Source organism: Enhydrobacter aerosaccus (assembly GCF_900167455.1).
GTDB lineage: Bacteria > Pseudomonadota > Alphaproteobacteria > Reyranellales > Reyranellaceae > Reyranella > Reyranella aerosaccus.
In genome coordinates, this window is the sequence record NZ_FUWJ01000011.1 from 76204 (window position 1) to 92096 (window position 15893).

Consider the following 15893-nt stretch of genomic DNA (forward strand, 5'->3'; position numbering starts at 1 on the left):
ATGGATGGCCTGGAATAACAATAGCGGCGGCCCGTGGGGCGGCGGCGGAAATAGTGGTGGTGGAGGGGGAGGACCTTGGGGAGGGGGCGGCAATCGTAACAACGGACCGTTCGGCCCGCGCCGTCCTCCAGACATGGACGACGTGATTCGCAAGGGTCAGGAGCGGCTGCGCAACCTTCTTCCGGGTGGGTTCGGTTCGGTCAAGGGCCTGATCCTGATCCTGCTCGCCGCGATTGTCGTCTGGCTGATCACCGGCTTCTTTCGGGTCCAGCCCAACCAGCAGGCGATCCAGCTGATCTTCGGCAAGCCCTATGGCGGCGCCGTCGATCCCGGCCTGCATTACAATCTGCCAGCGCCGATCGGCCATGTCGTCATCGTCAACGTGCTGGACCAGCGCCGCACGGTGATCGGATCGCGCAGCAACGCCGGCTTCAACCGGAACGCGCGCGCGACCTCGTCCGAGAATCTGATGCTGACCGGCGACGAGAACATCGTCGATATCGAGTTCGCCGTGCTGTGGCAGATCAAGGACGTGTTCCGCTACGCCTTCGCCGTGCGCAACGCCGAGGAAATCGTGCGCGCGGCCGCCGAAGCGGCGATGCGCGAGATCATCGGCAAGTCCAACCTTCAATATGCCCAGACCGAGGGTCGTACCCGGATCGAGCAGGACACCAAGGAACTGCTGCAGCGGATCCTCGACGAATACGGCATGGGCGTGCTCATCGCCCAGGTCCAGCTGTTGCGCGTCGATCCCCCGCAGGAGGTGATCTCGGCTTTCCGCGACGTGCAGGCCGCCCGCGCCGACAAGGAGAAGAACATCAACGAGGCCAACACCTATCGCAACCAGGTACTGCCGCGCGCCAAAGGTGAGGCCGCCTCGATCGTCCAGAAGGCCGAGGGTTACAAGGCGCAGGTCGTGGCACGCGCCAAGGGCGACACGCAGCGCTTTACCCAGGTCTACGACCAGTACGTCAAGGCCAAGGACATCACAGCCGAACGTCTCTACCTCGAGACGATGGAAGAAGTGCTGCGCGACGTGAACAAGGTCGTGGTCGACAAGGACGCCGCCGGACCGGGCGTGCTGCCCTATCTGCCGTTGCCAGAGCTCAAGCCCAACCAGCCTGCCACGCCGCTGCCGCCGCGGGTGAGTCCGTCCGCTCAGGGAGCGTCGCGATGAGCAACCGTTCGATCTTCGCGCTGGTATCGCTGGCGATCGTCATCTTCCTGCTGACCCAGACCTTGTACAGCGTCGACCCCACCACGCAGGTGCTGGTGCGCCAGTTCGGCGCCCTGGTCGGACAACCCAAGACCGAGCCCGGCCTCTACGCCAAGATCCCGCTGGTCCAGGACATCGTCCGCATCGACCGCCGGCTGATGGCTTACGAGGCCGACGAGTTCGAGATCATCGCCGGCGACCAGAAGCGGCTCGTGGTCGATGCCTACGCCATGTACCGGATCAACGACGCCCGCCTGTTCGCGGAACGTGTTCCGGCCGGCGAACCGGCGCTGCGCGGGCTTCTCGACTCGCTGATCAATTCCGAGATCCGTGGCGTGTTGAGCTCGGTGCCGCTGCACGCCGTTCTCACCGAGCAGCGCGCCAGCCTGATGGACGACATCACGAAGCGCGTGAACGGCAAGACCAAGGATCTCGGCGTCCAGGTCGTGGACGTTCGCATCAAGCGGGCTGACCTGCCGCAGGCGAATTCCCAGTCCGTCTACAGCCGGATGAAGACCGATCGCGAACGCGAGGCCGGGCAACTGCGTGCCGAGGGCGACGAGGAGAACCAGCGCATCCGGGCGACGGCTGACCGCGAGGTCACGGTGATCAAGGCCGATGCCGGCTTGCAGGCTCAGATCGCCATGGGCGAGGGCGACGCCGAGGCGACCCGGATCTATGCCGAGACCTTCAATCGCGACAAGGACTTCTACGCCTTCTGGCGGCGCATGGAGGCCTACCGCCAGGCCTTCGCCGCCGGCGGCACGATGATCCTCAGCCCGACGGACAACGCCTTCTTCCGCTACTTCAACGAGCCGCCGGCCGACGCGCTGACCGGCAAGAAGTAGTCTCTCGCGCCGATACGTTACCGGCGGCTGTGGCAGGTCTGCCACGCCGCCGGTTTCTTTTTGTGGGGAGCTGAAAAAGCGCCGCGAACAGGCCTACATAACGGGCTCTTTATTTGCGCCACAATCGGCGCACATGTAGAGAGTGAATCGTATGCGCGGCGCCGGCCGTTCCGACTTTTGGGCCTCGAGCGCCGTGGGAGGTCGGGCGTGAATCTGACAGATTTTAAAGGATTTTCCAAGGTTGCGATCGCGGCGCTCACCGCTGTCGGCCTGATATTGGCGCAACCCATCGTGGCGGCCCCGGCGGCAGCCCGCGAAGCGCCGACCAGCTTCGCCGACCTGGTCGACACCCTGATGCCGACCGTGGTGAACATCACCACCACCCAGAATCTGCCGCAGCAGGGTCCGCGCCTGCGGGATATGCCGCAGCTGCCGCCCGGCTCGCCGTTCGAGGAGCTGTTCAAGGAATTCTTCGACCGCCGCGGCGGCGAGGAGCAGCAGCAGCGCCGGCGCGGCACCTCCCTTGGCTCCGGCTTCATCATCGATCCGTCAGGCTACATCGTCACCAACAACCACGTGATCCAGGGTGCGGAGGACATCACCGTCATCCTGCGCGACGACACCCAGCTCAAGGCCAAGCTCGTCGGCGCCGACAGCCGCGCCGACCTGGCGGTGCTGAAGGTCGATCCGCCGGGCGGCAAGCCGCTCCCGGCGGTGAAGTTCGGCAACTCGGACAAGGTGCGCGTGGGCGATTGGGTGATCGCCATTGGCAACCCCTTCGGGCTTGGCCACTCGGTGACGGCCGGCATCATCTCGGCTCGCGGCCGGGCGCTGTCGGATTCGCTGGACGACTACCTCCAGACCGACGCGGCCATCAACAAGGGCAATTCCGGCGGTCCGCTGTTCGATGCCGACGGCGAGGTGATCGGCGTCAACACCGCGATCTATTCGCCGTCCGGAACCAATGCCGGCCTGGCCTTCTCGATCCCGTCCAACCTCGTCAAGCAGGTCGCCGAGCAGCTGCGTGAGTTCGGCCGGGTGCGCCGCGGCTGGATCGGCGTCAGCTACCAAAGCGTGACGGACGACATCGCCGACAGCTTCGGGCTCGACAAGGCGCGCGGGGTACTGGTCGCGAACGTCGTGGCCGATGGCCCGGCCGCCAAGGCCGGCATCAAGCGCAACGACATCATCCTGTCCTTTGGCGGTCAGGACGTGCCGGATCTGCGGCATTTCCCGCGGCAGGTGGCCAATGCTCGGGTCGGCAGCACGGTCGATACCGTGGTCTGGCGCGGCGGCAAGGAGCAGACGCTGAAGCTCAGGATCGGCGAGCAGGACGAGCCCGAGAAGCAGAATGCGTCCGCCCAAGGGCCGGCTCCGAACAAGAAGCCCGTGGAGCGCGACCAGCCGGTCTCGTCGACGGTCGAGCAGCTTGGCCTGACCTTGCAAAAGGTGAGCGACCAGCTGCGTGAGAAGTACGGTCTGGCGGACAACGTGAAGGGCGTCATCGTGACCCGTGTCGCGCCCGACAGTCCCGCCGCCGAGAAGCAGCTGCAGCCGGGTGACGTGATCATCGAGGTCGACCAGAAGGCCGTGACCTCGCCGCAGGAAGTGACCGATATCGTCAGCAAGCTGCAATCCCAGAAGAAGCGCTCCGTCCTGCTGTTCGTTGAACGCCAGGGCGATCCACGCTTCGCTGCGCTCAGGCTGACGAAGTAAGCGGGTAAAGCCGCAGCACGGTTTCCGTCGCGCGCCGCGCCCGCAGGGCGCAGTCGCGGCGGGAGGGGCGCTCAGCCACCCGCAGGATGACGCGCAACAGGACGTCGCCAAACAGGAGCGACAGGAACTGGCCGGCCATCTGCTCGGGATCGGCTTCGGCGCCGATCAGGCCGAGCTGGCTCGCCCGCTGCAGGAAGGCCACCAGTGCCGGCCGCTGGATGCCGCGGCCGTTCTCGTCCAGCACGCGCGCCATTTCGGGATCGCCCTCGGCCTCGGCGATGGCGACCCGAAACAAGGCGGTCACCACCGGGTGGCAAACCTCGTGCAGAAGCGTCGTACCGAACTCGATCAGCGTTGTCGCTACGGCATCGCGATTGACCGCGACCGGTAGCGTCAACGCCCGCTGCATCTCGGTGGCCCGGCGGGCAATCATCTGCACCAGGATCCCGCGCTTGTCGCCGAACAGCGCATAGATCTCCCGCTTCGATACCTTGGCGCGCGTGGCGATCTCGAGCGTGCTGGCTCCGGCATAACCGCGTTCCATCAGCACAGCGAACGTGGCGTCCATGATGCGCTCGCGCGGACCGGCCGGTGCGTCGGCCGGCCCGTGACTCTCTCCGGCCGTCTCGCCGCTGGTCCCGCGCTTCTTCGTCTTCATGCCCGTCGCCTCGCAAAAACAGCTTGCCATGGTACCGGTTGGTACCTACTTTGCACTCATTCGGTACCATAAGGTACCACAACGCAGACAGGAGGCCGAAGATGAATGACAAGGTCGAACGTCACTACGCCTCGCGTTCCCTGGTCGACTCGGTGCTGGCCGCCGTCGACGAGGCCCTGCCTAGCCAGCCAAAGCCCACTGACCTCGCGCCGCTCGACCAGTTCCATGCCGGCGGATTGGAGGCGAGCCGGATGCTGGCAACGCTGGCTGGGCTCGCGCCGGGCCAGCGTGTGCTCGACGTCGGCTGCGGCATTGGCGGCCCGGCGCGATTTCTGGCGGAGACCTTCGGCTGCTCCGTGGTGGGGATCGACCTGACGGCGGAATATTGCCGCCTCGCCGAGGCGCTGACCCAACGTGTCGGCTTGGCCGACAAGGTCTCTTTCCGTCCCGCCGACGCGCTCGACCTGCCGTTCGATGCGGCCAGCTTCGACGCCGTATGGACCCAGCACGTGGCGATGAACATCGCCGACCGGCCGCGCCTCTATCGTGAGATCCACCGCGTCCTGCGGCCGGGCGGCAAGCTTGCCCTCTACGATGCCGTTGCCGGTTCGGGTGACCCGCTGTTTCCGGTTCCGTGGGCGCGCGATGCCTCGACCAGCTTCCTGCTGACGCCCGAGGCGTTGCGCACCGTTCTCGAGCAGAGCGGGTTCGCCATCGTTGCCTGGCGCGATGTCACGCCGGAGGCGAGCCGCTGGTTCGCCGCGCGCGCGGGAGCGACACCGCAGAAGCTCGGTCTGCATCTCCTCATGGGGCCGGACTTCCGGACCATGGCCGTCAATTTCGGCCGCAGCGTGCTCGAAGGCCGCGTCGGCCTGCTCATGGCGGTTGCCCAGAAATCCACCGCCTGATTCGATCTACCGAGGGAGTTTGCAGATGGACACGATCACGACGGTCGATCCGGCTGCCGCCCGGCTGGACGGGAGCTACTACCAGACCTGGTATCCGGTGTGTCTCGCCGGCGAGGTGCTTGCCGGCACGCTACTCGGTGTCGACATCCTGGACACGCGAGTCATCGTCTATCGCGACGACACTGGGCGCGCGGTGGTGCAGAGCGCGTGGTGCCCACATCTCGGCGCCGATCTCTCGCAAGGTACGCTCGTGGAAGGGCAGGTGCGTTGTCCCTATCATCATTGGCGTTTCGACCGGGGCGGCGCCTGCAGCCACATCCCCACCGGCGACCGCATTCCGTCGGCCGCCCGGATTGTCACCTATCCCACGGCCGAGGCCTGGGGGTTCATCTGGCTGTTCAATGGAACGACGGCGATGTTCGACCCACCGCGCATGCCGGACGCGACGGAAGCCGATCTCGACTGGGCCGCCCATTTCCGCGGCATCCGATCCGGTCCGGGCGAGGCGGCCTTGAGCAACGGAGTCGACTTCCAGCATCTGCGGACCCTGCACGGCCTGAACACCACGGAGCCCGACGAGATCACGGTGCGCGACCATGAGATCGAGTTCCGGGTCGAGGCTGCCGGCTACAGCCAGCACGGCATCATCAGCGGCATGAGCACCTTCGCCCAGCATCTGACACCGGCGGGGCGCGACCTCTTCATGCTGTTCTGCGGCGCACCGATCGATCGGACGCGACGTCGGTCGTTCTTCACTGTCGGCATACCGCGTCGCGTCGACCGCCAGGATGGAGGGCAAGATGAGAGCCAGGCGCTGGAAAATCTGGGTGTCTTCGTCGAGCGGCTGTTGAGCGAGGACGAGCCGATTCTCGAACGCATGCGGTTGCGGCGCGGTACGCTTGTTGCCAGCGATCGGCACCTGGCGCGTTACTTCCGCTACGCCAAGGAGTTCCCGCGCGCCGTGCCGCCCGGGATCTGAAGTCTGCGTTCTAGCCGTCGATCTTGACGACGAGCTTGCCGAAATTCTGACCCTTGAGCAGGCCCATGAACGCCTGCGGGGCCTTGGCGAGACCATCGACCACCGTCTCGCGGCTCTTGAGCTTGCCGGCCTTCAGGAGGCCGCCCACTTCATTCACGAAGTCGCCCATCAGCGCGACATGGTCGGACACGATGAAGCCCTGGATGGTGAGGCGCCGCTGCACGATGGTGAACATCTTGGGCGGGCCGGCCATCGGTTCCTTGTCCTGATATTCGGAGATCGCGCCGCAGAAGGCGACCCGGCCGAAATTGTTCAGCCGCGCGAAGACCGCGTGGAAGATCCGCCCGCCGACATTCTCGAAATCCGAGTCGATCCCTTGCGGGCAGAGCTTGTCGAGGACCGCACCATAGTCACGTTCGGTACGATGGTTGAAGCAGGCATCGTAGCCGGCCTCCCGCACCGCCCAGACGCACTTGTCCTCGTCGCCGGCGCAGCCCACCACCCGCGCACCGGCCAGCTTGGCGAGCTGGCCCGCCACCTGGCCGACGGCGCCCGTCGCGGCCGAGACGAAGGCCGTCTCCCCGGCCTTGGGCTTGCAGATGTGCTTCATGCCGTACCACGCGGTGAAGCTCGGCATGCCGAGGATACCGAGATGCGCCGAGAGCGGAGCGATCGAGGGGTCGATCTTGCGCAAGCCTTTGCCGTCATGGACCGTGTGGGTGGCCCAGTTCAGCAGGCCCATTACGATGTCGCCCTTGGCAAACCGCTCGTTGCGCGATTCGACCACCTCGCCGACCGAGCCACCCGTCAGCGGCTTGTCGAGTTCGAACGGCGGCGTGTAGGAGCGCAGCTCGGTCATGCGCGGCCGCATATAGGGGTCGAGCGACAGGAAGCGCTGGCGGATCAGGATCTGCCCGTCGGTCAAGGCCGGCAGGGTCACCGTCTCGGCGCGGAAGCAATCGTCGGTGACGTCGCCGACGGGGCGCTTGGCCAGGACGACTTGCAGGGCTTGGGTCATGGATCGGTCCTTTCGACAAATTCGCTGCGGCGATAACCCTGCAGATAGAGCAGGGACGTGAGATCGCCATGGTTGATGCGCGCCGGGACCTGTGCCGCGACGACGGGCTTGGCGTGGAAGGCCACGCCAAGCCCCGCCGCCTGCAGCATCGGCAGGTCGTTGGCGCCATCGCCCACCGTCATGGCCTCGGCGATGCCGAGCTGACGCTCGACACAGAGACGATCGAGCGTGGCGAGCTTGGCTTCCTTGCCGAGGATCGGCGGTTGGACGGAACCGCTCAAGGTCTGCCCATCGTGCCGCAGGACATTGGCGGCATCGATGTCGAAGCCCAGCGCCTTGCGCACCAGGGACGTGAAGTAGGTGAAGCCGCCGGAGACCAGGGCGCAGAAGGCGCCATGCTGACGCATGGTGGCAACGAGCGTCGCCCCGCCCGGTGTGTAGCGGATCCGCCGCGCCGCTTCGTCGAGCCTGGCGACCGGCAGGCCCTTCAGCAGCCCGACCCGTTCCTCGAGCGCACCGGCGAAATCGATCTCGCCGTTCATGGCGCGCGCGGTGATGGCGGCGATCTTGTCGCGCAGGCCGAGGAACTCCGCCAGTTCGTCCAGCATCTCGTTCTCGATCATGGTCGATTCCATGTCGGCCACGAGCAGCTTCTTGCGTCGCGCCAACACGGGCACGGTCACGGCATCGATGCCGGCCAAGGCGATGTCGGGCGCCGTTCCGTCGAACGGCAGATCGCAGGCGATGCCATCCGCCAGCCAGTCGGGCTCGCCGACTGAGGCACCGCTGGAGCGCAGCGCCTCCGCAGCTTGGCGGACGAGGGCCGACTCGAGAATCGGTTTGGCAGGATTGGCGATGAGGACGAGGACGCTTTTCACGCTCCGCCTCTAGCGGCGCATGCGAGGATTTGCAAACGCCGCCGCCGCATGGCCAAAGAAGGCATGAGCTCTTCTGGCCAGCATAAGCCGCCTGTCGTCATCGTGACCGGACCGACTGCCAGCGGAAAGTCGGCGCTGGCCCTGTCGCTGGCCGAAGGTCGCAGCGGCGTCGTGATCAATGCCGATGCGATGCAGACCTACGACGCCTTTCCAATCCTCACGGCGCAGCCATCGGCGGCGGAACGGGCCCGCGCCCCGCATCGGCTCTATGGCGTCCTGCCGCTCAGCGAGACACTGTCTGCTGCCCGCTGGCGCACCCTTGCCTCGGATGAGATCGAGCATGCCCAGGAACAAGGCCGCCTGCCTATCCTCTGCGGCGGATCGGGACTCTATCTGCGGGCCTTGATGCAGGGCTTTTCCGACATTCCGGAAGCACCGGCAACGCTGCGGGTCCAGGCCAACGAAGACTGGCAGGCCATGGGGGCCGAGGCTTTCCGGGCCCGGCTGGCGCAGCACGATCCGGCGATCGTCGCGCGGCTGAAGCCCGGCGACCGGCAGCGTCATGTGCGCGCCTGGGAGACCTGGATCGGCACCGGTCGGCCGCTCAGTGCCTGGCAGGAGACGAAGGGGACGCCTGCGCCCTGGCGGTTCGTCACCATCCTTCTCGCCCCGGAGCGGCAATGGCTGCGCGACCGCATCGAGGCGCGCTTCGATGCCATGCTCGCGGCGGGTGTTCTCGATGAGGTGAAGGCGGTGTTAGAGCGCCATCCCGACCCTTCTTGGCCCGGCCTGAAGGCGCATGGCGCGCCCGAACTGTTCCGCTATTTTCGAGGCGACCTCAGCCTCGATGAGGCGCGGCGAATTGCCATCGATCACACGCGCCAATATGCCAAGCGCCAGATGACGTGGTTCCGGCACCAGATGGCCCCAGATTTGGTGCTGGATCCCTCCGCAAATCCAGTTGGGGAGGGCGTAGAGAAATTTTTGGACAAAATGGGGGTCTGAAACTTTATGTTTCGTGCTGATTTCCGTTGACCCTCCCACCCCGCCTCTCTATGGTCCGCGCCGCCGCAAAACCCGTTTTTGCGGCGCATTTGTCATAGAGGAGACCCCTGTCATGAAGCCCGAGGAGTCCGCCACGACCGGCGCCGATCTGTTGGTGAAAGCCCTGATCGACGAGGAAGTCGAGGTCGTCTTCGGCTATCCCGGCGGCGCGGTCCTTCCGATCTACGATTCGCTCTTCAAGCAGAACCGCCTGCGGCACGTCCTCGTGCGGCACGAGCAGGCGGCGGTGCATGCCGCCGAAGGTTATGCCCGCTCCACCGGCAAGGTGGGCGTGGTGCTCGTGACCTCCGGTCCGGGCGCGACCAATGCCGTCACCGGCCTGACCGATGCCCTGATGGATTCGATTCCGATCGTCTGCCTCACAGGCCAGGTGCCGACGCATCTGATCGGCAACGACGCCTTCCAGGAAGCGGACACTACGGGCATCACGCGGCCCTGCACCAAGCACAATTATCTCGTGAAGGCGGTGGGCAATCTCGCTCGCACGGTCCACGAGGCTTTCTATGTGGCGCGCTCCGGCCGTCCGGGTCCGGTGGTGATCGACCTGCCGAAAGACGTGCTGATGAACAAGCACGAGTACGAGGCGCCCAACAAGCCGGTCCAGCACAAGAGCTACCGCCCGCAGGTGAAGCCCGATCCGACCAAGATCGAACAGGCGATCGAGATCATCGCGGCGGCCAAGCGGCCGGTCTTCTACACCGGCGGCGGCGTGGTGAATTCAGGCCCCAAGGCCAGCAAGCTGCTGACGCAGCTCGTGCATCTGACCGGCTACCCCATCACCAACACGCTGATGGGCCTCGGCGCTTTCCCGGCCTCGGACAAGCAGTTCCTGGGCATGCTCGGCATGCACGGGACCTATGAAGCCAACCTGGCGATGTACAATTGCGACGTGCTGATCAATATCGGCGCTCGTTTCGACGACCGCATCACCGGCAAGCTCGCCGAATTCTCGCCGAACTCGAAGAAGATCCATATCGACATCGACCCGAGCAGCATCAACAAGAACGTGCGCGTCGATCTGCCGATCGTGGGCGACGCGGCGCATGCGCTCGAGGAGATGATCCGGATCTGGAAGGCCAGGCAGCTCAAGGCCGACCACAAGGCGCTGAAAGCCTGGTGGGCCGAGATCGACAAGTGGCGGGCGCGCAACTGCCTCGCCTACAAGCAGGATCAGGAGACCATCAAGCCGCAATACGCGCTCGAGCGTCTCTATCATCACATCAAGGGCCTCGACCATTACATCACCACCGAGGTGGGGCAGCATCAGATGTGGGCGGCGCAGTTCCTCAAGTTCGAGGAGCCGAACCGCTGGATGACCTCCGGGGGCCTGGGCACGATGGGATACGGCTTCCCTGCCGCCATCGGCGTGCAGATCGCCCATCCCGAAGCGCTGGTGGTTGATGTCGCCGGCGAAGCCTCGATCATGATGAATATCCAGGAGCTCTCCACCGTGGCGCAGTACCGACTGCCGGTGAAGATCTTCATCCTGAACAATCAGTATATGGGCATGGTGCGGCAGTGGCAGGAGCTGCTGCATGGCGGGCGCTATTCCGAGAGCTACATGGAAGCGCTGCCCGACTTCATTCGCCTTGCCGAGGCGTTCGGGGCGGTCGGCCTGCGCACCGGCAATCCGGCCGAGCTCGACGGCGTGATCGAGGAGATGATCAAGATCAAGAAGCCGGTCATCGTCGATGTCCTGGTCGACAAGGCCGAAAACTGCTTCCCGATGATTCCGTCGGGCGCGGCCCATTACGACATGCTGCTGGGCCCCAACGACCGCGCGGCGAAGCCCGTGTCCGAGGAAGGCATGGTGCTGGTGTGAGCGCGATCGAGACGGCTTCGCGCCATACCATCTCCGTTCTGGTCGACAACGAGCCCGGCATTCTCGCCCGTGTGGTCGGCCTGTTTTCCGGTCGCGGCTACAACATCGAAAGCCTGACGGTCGCCAAGACCAACGAAAAGGAAAACCTCTCCCGCATCACCATCGTCACGACCGGCACGCCGATGGTGATCGAGCAGATCAAGGCCCAGCTCGACCGCCTGGTGCCAGTCCACCGTGTGCGCGACCTTACCGTCGAGGGAGCGCATGTCGAGCGCGAGCTGGCACTGGTGAAGGTGAAGGGAACGGGCGAGAGGCGGGTCGAGGCCCTGCGTCTTGCCGATGTCTTCCGCGCCAAGGTGATCGACGCCAAGAACGACTCGTTCGTCTTCGAGGTGACCGGCTCGTCCGACAAGGTCGACACCTTCATTGGCCTGATGGACGGGCTCGGCCTGGTCGATGTTGGCCGCACCGGTATCGTCGCCACGACCCGCGGCGGCGAAGCTCTCTAGCGATGGATGCGGTCGTCGCCCTTCTGGGCCTTGCGGTCGTGCATCTGCTTGCCGCCGCGAGCCCGGGTCCGAGCTTCGTGCTGGTGGCACAGACAGCGGTCGGCTCGGGGCGTCGCGCCGGATTCCTCGCCGCTTTCGCCATGATGCTGGGCGCGCTCGCCTGGGCCGCGGCGGCGCTATACGGCCTGCAGGTCCTGTTCGCGCGCTTCGAGTGGCTCTATCTCGCCATGCGCATCGGCGGCGGACTCTATCTGCTCTATCTGGCCGTGATGCTGTGGCGGCATGCCCGCGATCCTTTGCCGGAGCCGGGCTCCGGCGGCGTTCACGCCACCGGCGCGCAAGGCTTCGTTCGCGCCCTGCTGCTACAGCTCAGCAATCCGAAGGTCATGGTCTTCTTCGGCAGCATCTTCCTCGCCCTCCTGCCGGCGCAGCCGCCGGTCTGGATGCAGGCGGCGGTGCTGGCCATCGTGGCCTTCAACGAATTCACCTGGTACGCGCTGATCACCCTGCTGTTTTCCGGCGGGCCGGCGCGAGCCATCTACCGGCGGGCCAAGGTCTGGCTCGACCGAATTATGGGCGGAGCGCTGGCCGTTCTCGGCTTGCGCCTCGCCTTGCTGAGCCGCTAGACAGCGCGCCATTCGAAAGGGAGCAGGACAATGCGTGTCTATTACGATCGTGATGCCGACGTTAATCTGATCAAGGGCAAGAAGGTCCTGATCGTCGGCTACGGCAGCCAGGGCCATGCCCATGCCATGAACCTTCGCGACTCGGGCGTGAAGGACGTGCGCATCGCGCTCAAGCCCAGCTCCGCCACGGTCAAGAAGGCCGAAGGCGCTGGCTTCACCGTGATGAGCCCGGCCGATGGCGCCAAGTGGGCCGACATCGTCATGGTCCTGACCCCCGACGAGCTGCAGTCCGACATCTATAATGCCGACCTCGCGCCCAATATGCGGGCCGGTTCGGCGCTCGCCTTCGCGCACGGCCTCAACGTGCACTTCAACCTGATCACGCCGCGCCCCGACATCGACGTGTTCATGATCGCGCCCAAGGGCCCCGGCCACACGGTGCGGTCCGAATACCTGCGTGGCGGCGGAGTGCCCTGCCTGGTCGCGGTGGCGCAGAACGCTTCGGGCAACGCGCTCGAGATCGGCCTCAGCTACTCGTCGGCGATCGGCGGCGGCCGTGCCGGCACTATCGAGACGACCTTCAAGGAAGAGTGCGAGACCGACCTGTTCGGCGAGCAGGTCGTGCTGTGCGGCGGCCTCGTCGAGCTGATCAAGGCCGGCTACGAGACGCTGGTCGAGGCGGGCTATGCGCCGGAGATGGCGTACTTCGAGTGCCTGCACGAGGTGAAGCTGATCGTGGATCTGATCTACGAGGGCGGCATCGCCAACATGAACTACTCGATCTCCAACACGGCCGAGTATGGCGAGTACGTGTCGGGTCCGCGCATCGTGACGGCCGAGACCAAGGCCGAGATGAAGCGTGTGCTGGCCGACATCCAGTCGGGCCGCTTCGCGCGCGACTGGATGCTGGAGAACAAGGTCAACCAGGCCTCGTTCAAGGCGATGCGTAAGCGCATGTCGGAGCATCCGATCGAGGAGATCGGCGTCAAGCTGCGCGGCATGATGCCGTGGATCAAGGAAAAGGCCCTGGTCGACAAGACCAAGAACTGACGATCTCGGGAAGCGCGCCACGTGTCGCGGATCGGTTCCGCGGCACGTGGCGCGTTTTCTTTTGGTCAGATTGCCATCGACAGGGGCGAGCGCGGGAGACCTGTCACAATGCTTTCCCGAATCGGCGATTGAACACGGCCGGTGCCACCCTTATTGGTCGGATGTGATATCGCCGAGACATTCAATCGGTCCGAAGCCAACGGCTGGATCCGCGTCTGTCGAATGCGACTCACAAACGCGCAATTGCTATGAGACCTGAGATGAAATTGTCCGCGTCCCTGCTTGCTGCAGGATTGATCGTCATGACGGCGCCCGTCGCTTTCGCCGATGACTGGGCCGATTTTGAACTGCACAACGGTAGCAACTTCACGATCGTGTCCTTCACGACCAACGAGGGCGATGGCTGGAGTTCGAACTGGCTGGGACGCGATCGACTGGAACCAGGTGCTGCGATTGAGATGCGGTTCTCCGATCGCAAAGGGCCGTGCGATGTCCAGTTCCGAGTGACGGCGTCGGACGGCTACAAATACGAATACACGGGCAATTTCTGCCGCATCCAGAATCTGTACGTCTACGACAAATCGATAAAGTGGGACTGACGCCTCTCTCGCTGTCGGATCGGAGGTCGGGGCCGCTTCGCGACCGCCTGCCTCCGATCGATCAGTGAGACCGAATCAGGCTTTCTAAAGCATATAGCCGCCGCCCGATGCATCGAGCATGGCGCCGGTAATGAAAGAGGCCTCGTCCGACAGCAGCCACAGGATCGCCTCGGCGATCTCGTGCGCTTCTCCGATGCGGTGCATCGGGATCGAGGATTCGATGCGGGCTCGAAAGGTGGCGTCAGTGAGTCGGCCCTCGGTCATTTCCGTCGTGACCATGCCCGGTCGGACTGAATTGACCCGGATGCCTTCGCCTGCCGCTTCACGAGCGAAGCCTTTGGTGAAGGCGTCGACGGCGCCCTTGCTGGCAGCATAGGCCGAAGAGCCCGTCCGGCCGCCCAGAGTGGCAGCCATGGAAGAGACGTTGACGATGGCGCCGCCTTTGCCGCTGTGCTTGGTCGACATGCGCCGTGCGGCCTCGCGACAGCACAGCATCAAGCCGACCACATTGACGGCGAAGAGGTTGGAAAGGATGGCCGCGTCGTACTCGTCGACGCGTCCATTGCGACCGTTGATGCCGGCGCTGTTGACGAGGTGAGTGACAGGGCCGAGCGATTTCTCGGTTTCCTCGAACAGCCGCACGATCTCGCTTTCTCGAGCCATGTCGGCCTGCACCGCGACGGCTTGTCCGCCCTTGCCGGCGATCTCGGCCACGATGGCCTCCGCCTGATCCGCCCTCGATCGGTAGTTGACGGCAATCCGGTAGCCGCGGCCCGCGGCGCGTCGCGCGGTCTCGGCGCCGATGCCGGAAGCGCCTCCCGTGATCAAAAGAGTTTTGGTCATGCGAGCGATGTTATAGTGCGCCGTCTCCCGGGAGGAAAATGATGAAAGCCGCTGTTTTGTTCGAACCCAATACCCCGCTGCAGGTCGTGGAATGCGAACTCGATCCGCCGAAGGCCAACGAGGTGCGCGTGAAGATGAAGGCGGCGGGCGTTTGTCAGAGCGACTGGCACATCATGAACGGCGATTGGCCTTCGCCTCTGCCGATCGTGCCGGGGCACGAGGCTGCCGGCGAGATCCTGGAATGCGGACCCGGTGTCACGACGGTGAAGCCCGGCGATCACGTCATCTTCTCCTTCCGGCCGCATTGTGGGCGCTGCCGCTACTGCACCATGGGCCGCACTGTGCTTTGCATCGGCCATGCTTCCGCGCCGGCAGGCACCCTCTATGACGGGACGCTGCGGCTGAAGCACAAGGGGCAGGGCATCAGCCAGATGGCGCGCATCGGTACCTTCGCCGAGGAGGTCGTGGTGCCCGAGGAGATGGTGGTGCCAATCCGAAGGGATATGCCCTGGCCGCAAGCGGCGCTGGTCGGCTGCTGCGTCGCGACCGGCGTGGGAGCCGTCACCCGTCATGCCAAGATCGAGGCCGGGTCGTCGGTGCTGGTGATCGGCTGCGGCGGCGTCGGCCTCAACGCCATCCAGGGAGCCATGCTGTCGGGCGCGCGTCTGATCGTTGCTGCCGATATCCTGGACAACAAGCTCGAGATGGCCAGGACGTTCGGTGCCACGCACACGATCAACACGGCCAAGGACAACGATCCGGTCAAGAAGGTGAAGGAGATCGCGGACGGGCTGGGCGTCGACTATGCCTTCGACGCGGTGTCCAACGACAAGACCCAGGCCCTGGCTTTCGACGCGCTGGCGCCGGGCGGCCACGCCGTCGCGGTCGGTATCTCGGCCGCGACCGTGAAGGCGCAATATTCGCCATTCGCGATGGTATTGACCGAGAAGACGGTGAGCGGCACCTATTACGGATCGGTGCGGCCCAACGTCGATTTCCCCGTTCTCGTCGATCACTATATGAACCGGAGGCTCAATATCGACGGCCTGATCAGCCGTACCTACAAGCTCGAGGACATCAACGAAGGCTTCAAGCGCATGATGGCCGGCGAGGTCGCGCGCGGCGTCGTCGTTTTCGACTGACCGGCGGGCTCCGTTG

General features: G+C 65.0%; 16 protein-coding genes. 12 read left to right on the forward strand and 4 right to left on the reverse strand.

The window, feature by feature from the left end; translation table 11 throughout:
• The first annotated feature begins 133 nt into the window (after positions 1-133).
• The 3 genes from hflK to B5D62_RS26725 all read left to right on the forward strand — a co-directional run bounded on the left by hflK (position 134) and on the right by B5D62_RS26725 (position 3780).
• Positions 134-1177, forward strand: coding sequence for an FtsH protease activity modulator HflK (hflK, locus tag B5D62_RS26715; protein WP_336470174.1), 1044 nt, complete (start codon positions 134-136; stop codon positions 1175-1177).
• Positions 1174-2064, forward strand: coding sequence for a protease modulator HflC (gene hflC / locus B5D62_RS26720; protein WP_085937112.1), 891 nt, complete (start codon positions 1174-1176; stop codon positions 2062-2064). Before hflK ends, hflC begins: the two co-directional genes overlap by 4 nt.
• Before the next feature lie 207 nt (positions 2065-2271).
• Positions 2272-3780 carry a DegQ family serine endoprotease gene (locus B5D62_RS26725; protein WP_231714953.1) on the forward strand — a complete coding sequence of 503 codons (1509 nt, stop codon included), beginning with the start codon at positions 2272-2274 and terminating at the stop codon, positions 3778-3780.
• On the opposite strand, the gene B5D62_RS26730 is transcribed toward B5D62_RS26725, so the two are convergent.
• A complete protein-coding gene (locus tag B5D62_RS26730; protein WP_170921155.1) occupies positions 3764-4438 on the reverse strand; it encodes a TetR/AcrR family transcriptional regulator in 675 nt (224 codons plus the stop codon). The two genes, B5D62_RS26725 and B5D62_RS26730, sit on opposite strands and share 17 nt — an antisense overlap.
• 101 nt (positions 4439-4539) lie before the next feature.
• Between B5D62_RS26730 and B5D62_RS26735 the strand changes: the two genes are divergently transcribed.
• Complete coding sequence (locus tag B5D62_RS26735; RefSeq protein WP_085937115.1) at positions 4540-5346, forward strand: SAM-dependent methyltransferase; 807 nt, start codon at positions 4540-4542, stop codon at positions 5344-5346.
• Between the two features lie 25 nt (positions 5347-5371).
• Positions 5372-6325, forward strand: coding sequence for a Rieske 2Fe-2S domain-containing protein (locus tag B5D62_RS26740; protein WP_085937116.1), 954 nt, complete (start codon positions 5372-5374; stop codon positions 6323-6325).
• A gap of 10 nt (positions 6326-6335) precedes the next feature.
• On the opposite strand, the gene B5D62_RS26745 is transcribed toward B5D62_RS26740, so the two are convergent.
• Together B5D62_RS26745 and serB are read right to left on the reverse strand one after the other, a co-directional pair.
• A complete protein-coding gene (locus B5D62_RS26745; protein ID WP_085937117.1) occupies positions 6336-7343 on the reverse strand; it encodes an NADP-dependent oxidoreductase in 1008 nt (335 codons plus the stop codon).
• Positions 7340-8221, reverse strand: a complete 882-nt coding sequence (gene serB / locus B5D62_RS26750) for a phosphoserine phosphatase SerB (RefSeq protein WP_085937118.1) — start codon at positions 8219-8221, stop codon at positions 7340-7342. Before serB ends, B5D62_RS26745 begins: the two co-directional genes overlap by 4 nt.
• Positions 8222-8284: 63 nt before the next feature.
• Here serB and miaA point away from each other — a divergent pair, with 63 nt between their 5' ends.
• From miaA to B5D62_RS26780, 6 genes are all read left to right on the forward strand, one after another.
• The gene (miaA, locus tag B5D62_RS26755) at positions 8285-9226 is read left to right on the forward strand and encodes a tRNA (adenosine(37)-N6)-dimethylallyltransferase MiaA (RefSeq protein WP_170921156.1); all 942 of its coding nucleotides are present in this window, start codon (positions 8285-8287) and stop codon (positions 9224-9226) included.
• 112 nt (positions 9227-9338) lie between these two features.
• Entirely contained in the window at positions 9339-11108 is a 1770-nt protein-coding gene (locus tag B5D62_RS26760; RefSeq protein WP_085937120.1) for an acetolactate synthase 3 large subunit, read from the forward strand.
• A complete protein-coding gene (gene ilvN / locus B5D62_RS26765) occupies positions 11105-11617 on the forward strand; it encodes an acetolactate synthase small subunit (protein WP_085937121.1) in 513 nt (170 codons plus the stop codon). Before B5D62_RS26760 ends, ilvN begins: the two co-directional genes overlap by 4 nt.
• Positions 11618-11619: 2 nt before the next feature.
• Positions 11620-12243 (forward strand): LysE family translocator, encoded by a 624-nt coding sequence (locus tag B5D62_RS26770; protein ID WP_085937122.1) that lies wholly within the window; start codon positions 11620-11622, stop codon positions 12241-12243.
• Positions 12244-12273: 30 nt separating this feature from the next.
• A complete protein-coding gene (ilvC, locus tag B5D62_RS26775; RefSeq protein ID WP_085937123.1) occupies positions 12274-13293 on the forward strand; it encodes a ketol-acid reductoisomerase in 1020 nt (339 codons plus the stop codon).
• 260 nt (positions 13294-13553) lie between these two features.
• On the forward strand, positions 13554-13892 hold the full coding sequence (locus B5D62_RS26780; RefSeq protein ID WP_085937124.1) for a hypothetical protein: 339 nt from the start codon (positions 13554-13556) through the stop codon (positions 13890-13892).
• A gap of 84 nt (positions 13893-13976) precedes the next feature.
• Here B5D62_RS26780 and B5D62_RS26785 read toward each other — a convergent pair whose 3' ends face one another.
• Complete coding sequence (locus B5D62_RS26785; protein WP_085937125.1) at positions 13977-14735, reverse strand: SDR family oxidoreductase; 759 nt, start codon at positions 14733-14735, stop codon at positions 13977-13979.
• A gap of 41 nt (positions 14736-14776) precedes the next feature.
• Here B5D62_RS26785 and B5D62_RS26790 point away from each other — a divergent pair, with 41 nt between their 5' ends.
• A complete protein-coding gene (locus B5D62_RS26790; protein ID WP_170921157.1) occupies positions 14777-15877 on the forward strand; it encodes a Zn-dependent alcohol dehydrogenase in 1101 nt (366 codons plus the stop codon).
• Positions 15878-15893 lie beyond the last annotated feature (16 nt).

What these genes read in the sequence shown, in the direction of transcription:
- hflK (WP_336470174.1), top strand. Translation starts at nt 134, where the DNA reads ATGGACGACGTGATTCGCAAGGGTCAGGAGCGGCTGCGCAACCTTCTT.
- hflC (WP_085937112.1), top strand. Translation starts at nt 1,174, where the DNA reads ATGAGCAACCGTTCGATCTTCGCGCTGGTATCGCTGGCGATCGTCATC.
- B5D62_RS26730 (WP_170921155.1), bottom strand. Translation starts at nt 4,438, where the DNA reads ATGAAGACGAAGAAGCGCGGGACCAGCGGCGAGACGGCCGGAGAGAGT.
- B5D62_RS26735 (WP_085937115.1), top strand. Translation starts at nt 4,540, where the DNA reads ATGAATGACAAGGTCGAACGTCACTACGCCTCGCGTTCCCTGGTCGAC.
- B5D62_RS26740 (WP_085937116.1), top strand. Translation starts at nt 5,372, where the DNA reads ATGGACACGATCACGACGGTCGATCCGGCTGCCGCCCGGCTGGACGGG.
- B5D62_RS26745 (WP_085937117.1), bottom strand. Translation starts at nt 7,343, where the DNA reads ATGACCCAAGCCCTGCAAGTCGTCCTGGCCAAGCGCCCCGTCGGCGAC.
- miaA (WP_170921156.1), top strand. Translation starts at nt 8,285, where the DNA reads ATGAGCTCTTCTGGCCAGCATAAGCCGCCTGTCGTCATCGTGACCGGA.
- B5D62_RS26760 (WP_085937120.1), top strand. Translation starts at nt 9,339, where the DNA reads ATGAAGCCCGAGGAGTCCGCCACGACCGGCGCCGATCTGTTGGTGAAA.
- B5D62_RS26770 (WP_085937122.1), top strand. Translation starts at nt 11,620, where the DNA reads ATGGATGCGGTCGTCGCCCTTCTGGGCCTTGCGGTCGTGCATCTGCTT.
- ilvC (WP_085937123.1), top strand. Translation starts at nt 12,274, where the DNA reads ATGCGTGTCTATTACGATCGTGATGCCGACGTTAATCTGATCAAGGGC.
- B5D62_RS26780 (WP_085937124.1), top strand. Translation starts at nt 13,554, where the DNA reads ATGAAATTGTCCGCGTCCCTGCTTGCTGCAGGATTGATCGTCATGACG.
- B5D62_RS26785 (WP_085937125.1), bottom strand. Translation starts at nt 14,735, where the DNA reads ATGACCAAAACTCTTTTGATCACGGGAGGCGCTTCCGGCATCGGCGCC.
- B5D62_RS26790 (WP_170921157.1), top strand. Translation starts at nt 14,777, where the DNA reads ATGAAAGCCGCTGTTTTGTTCGAACCCAATACCCCGCTGCAGGTCGTG.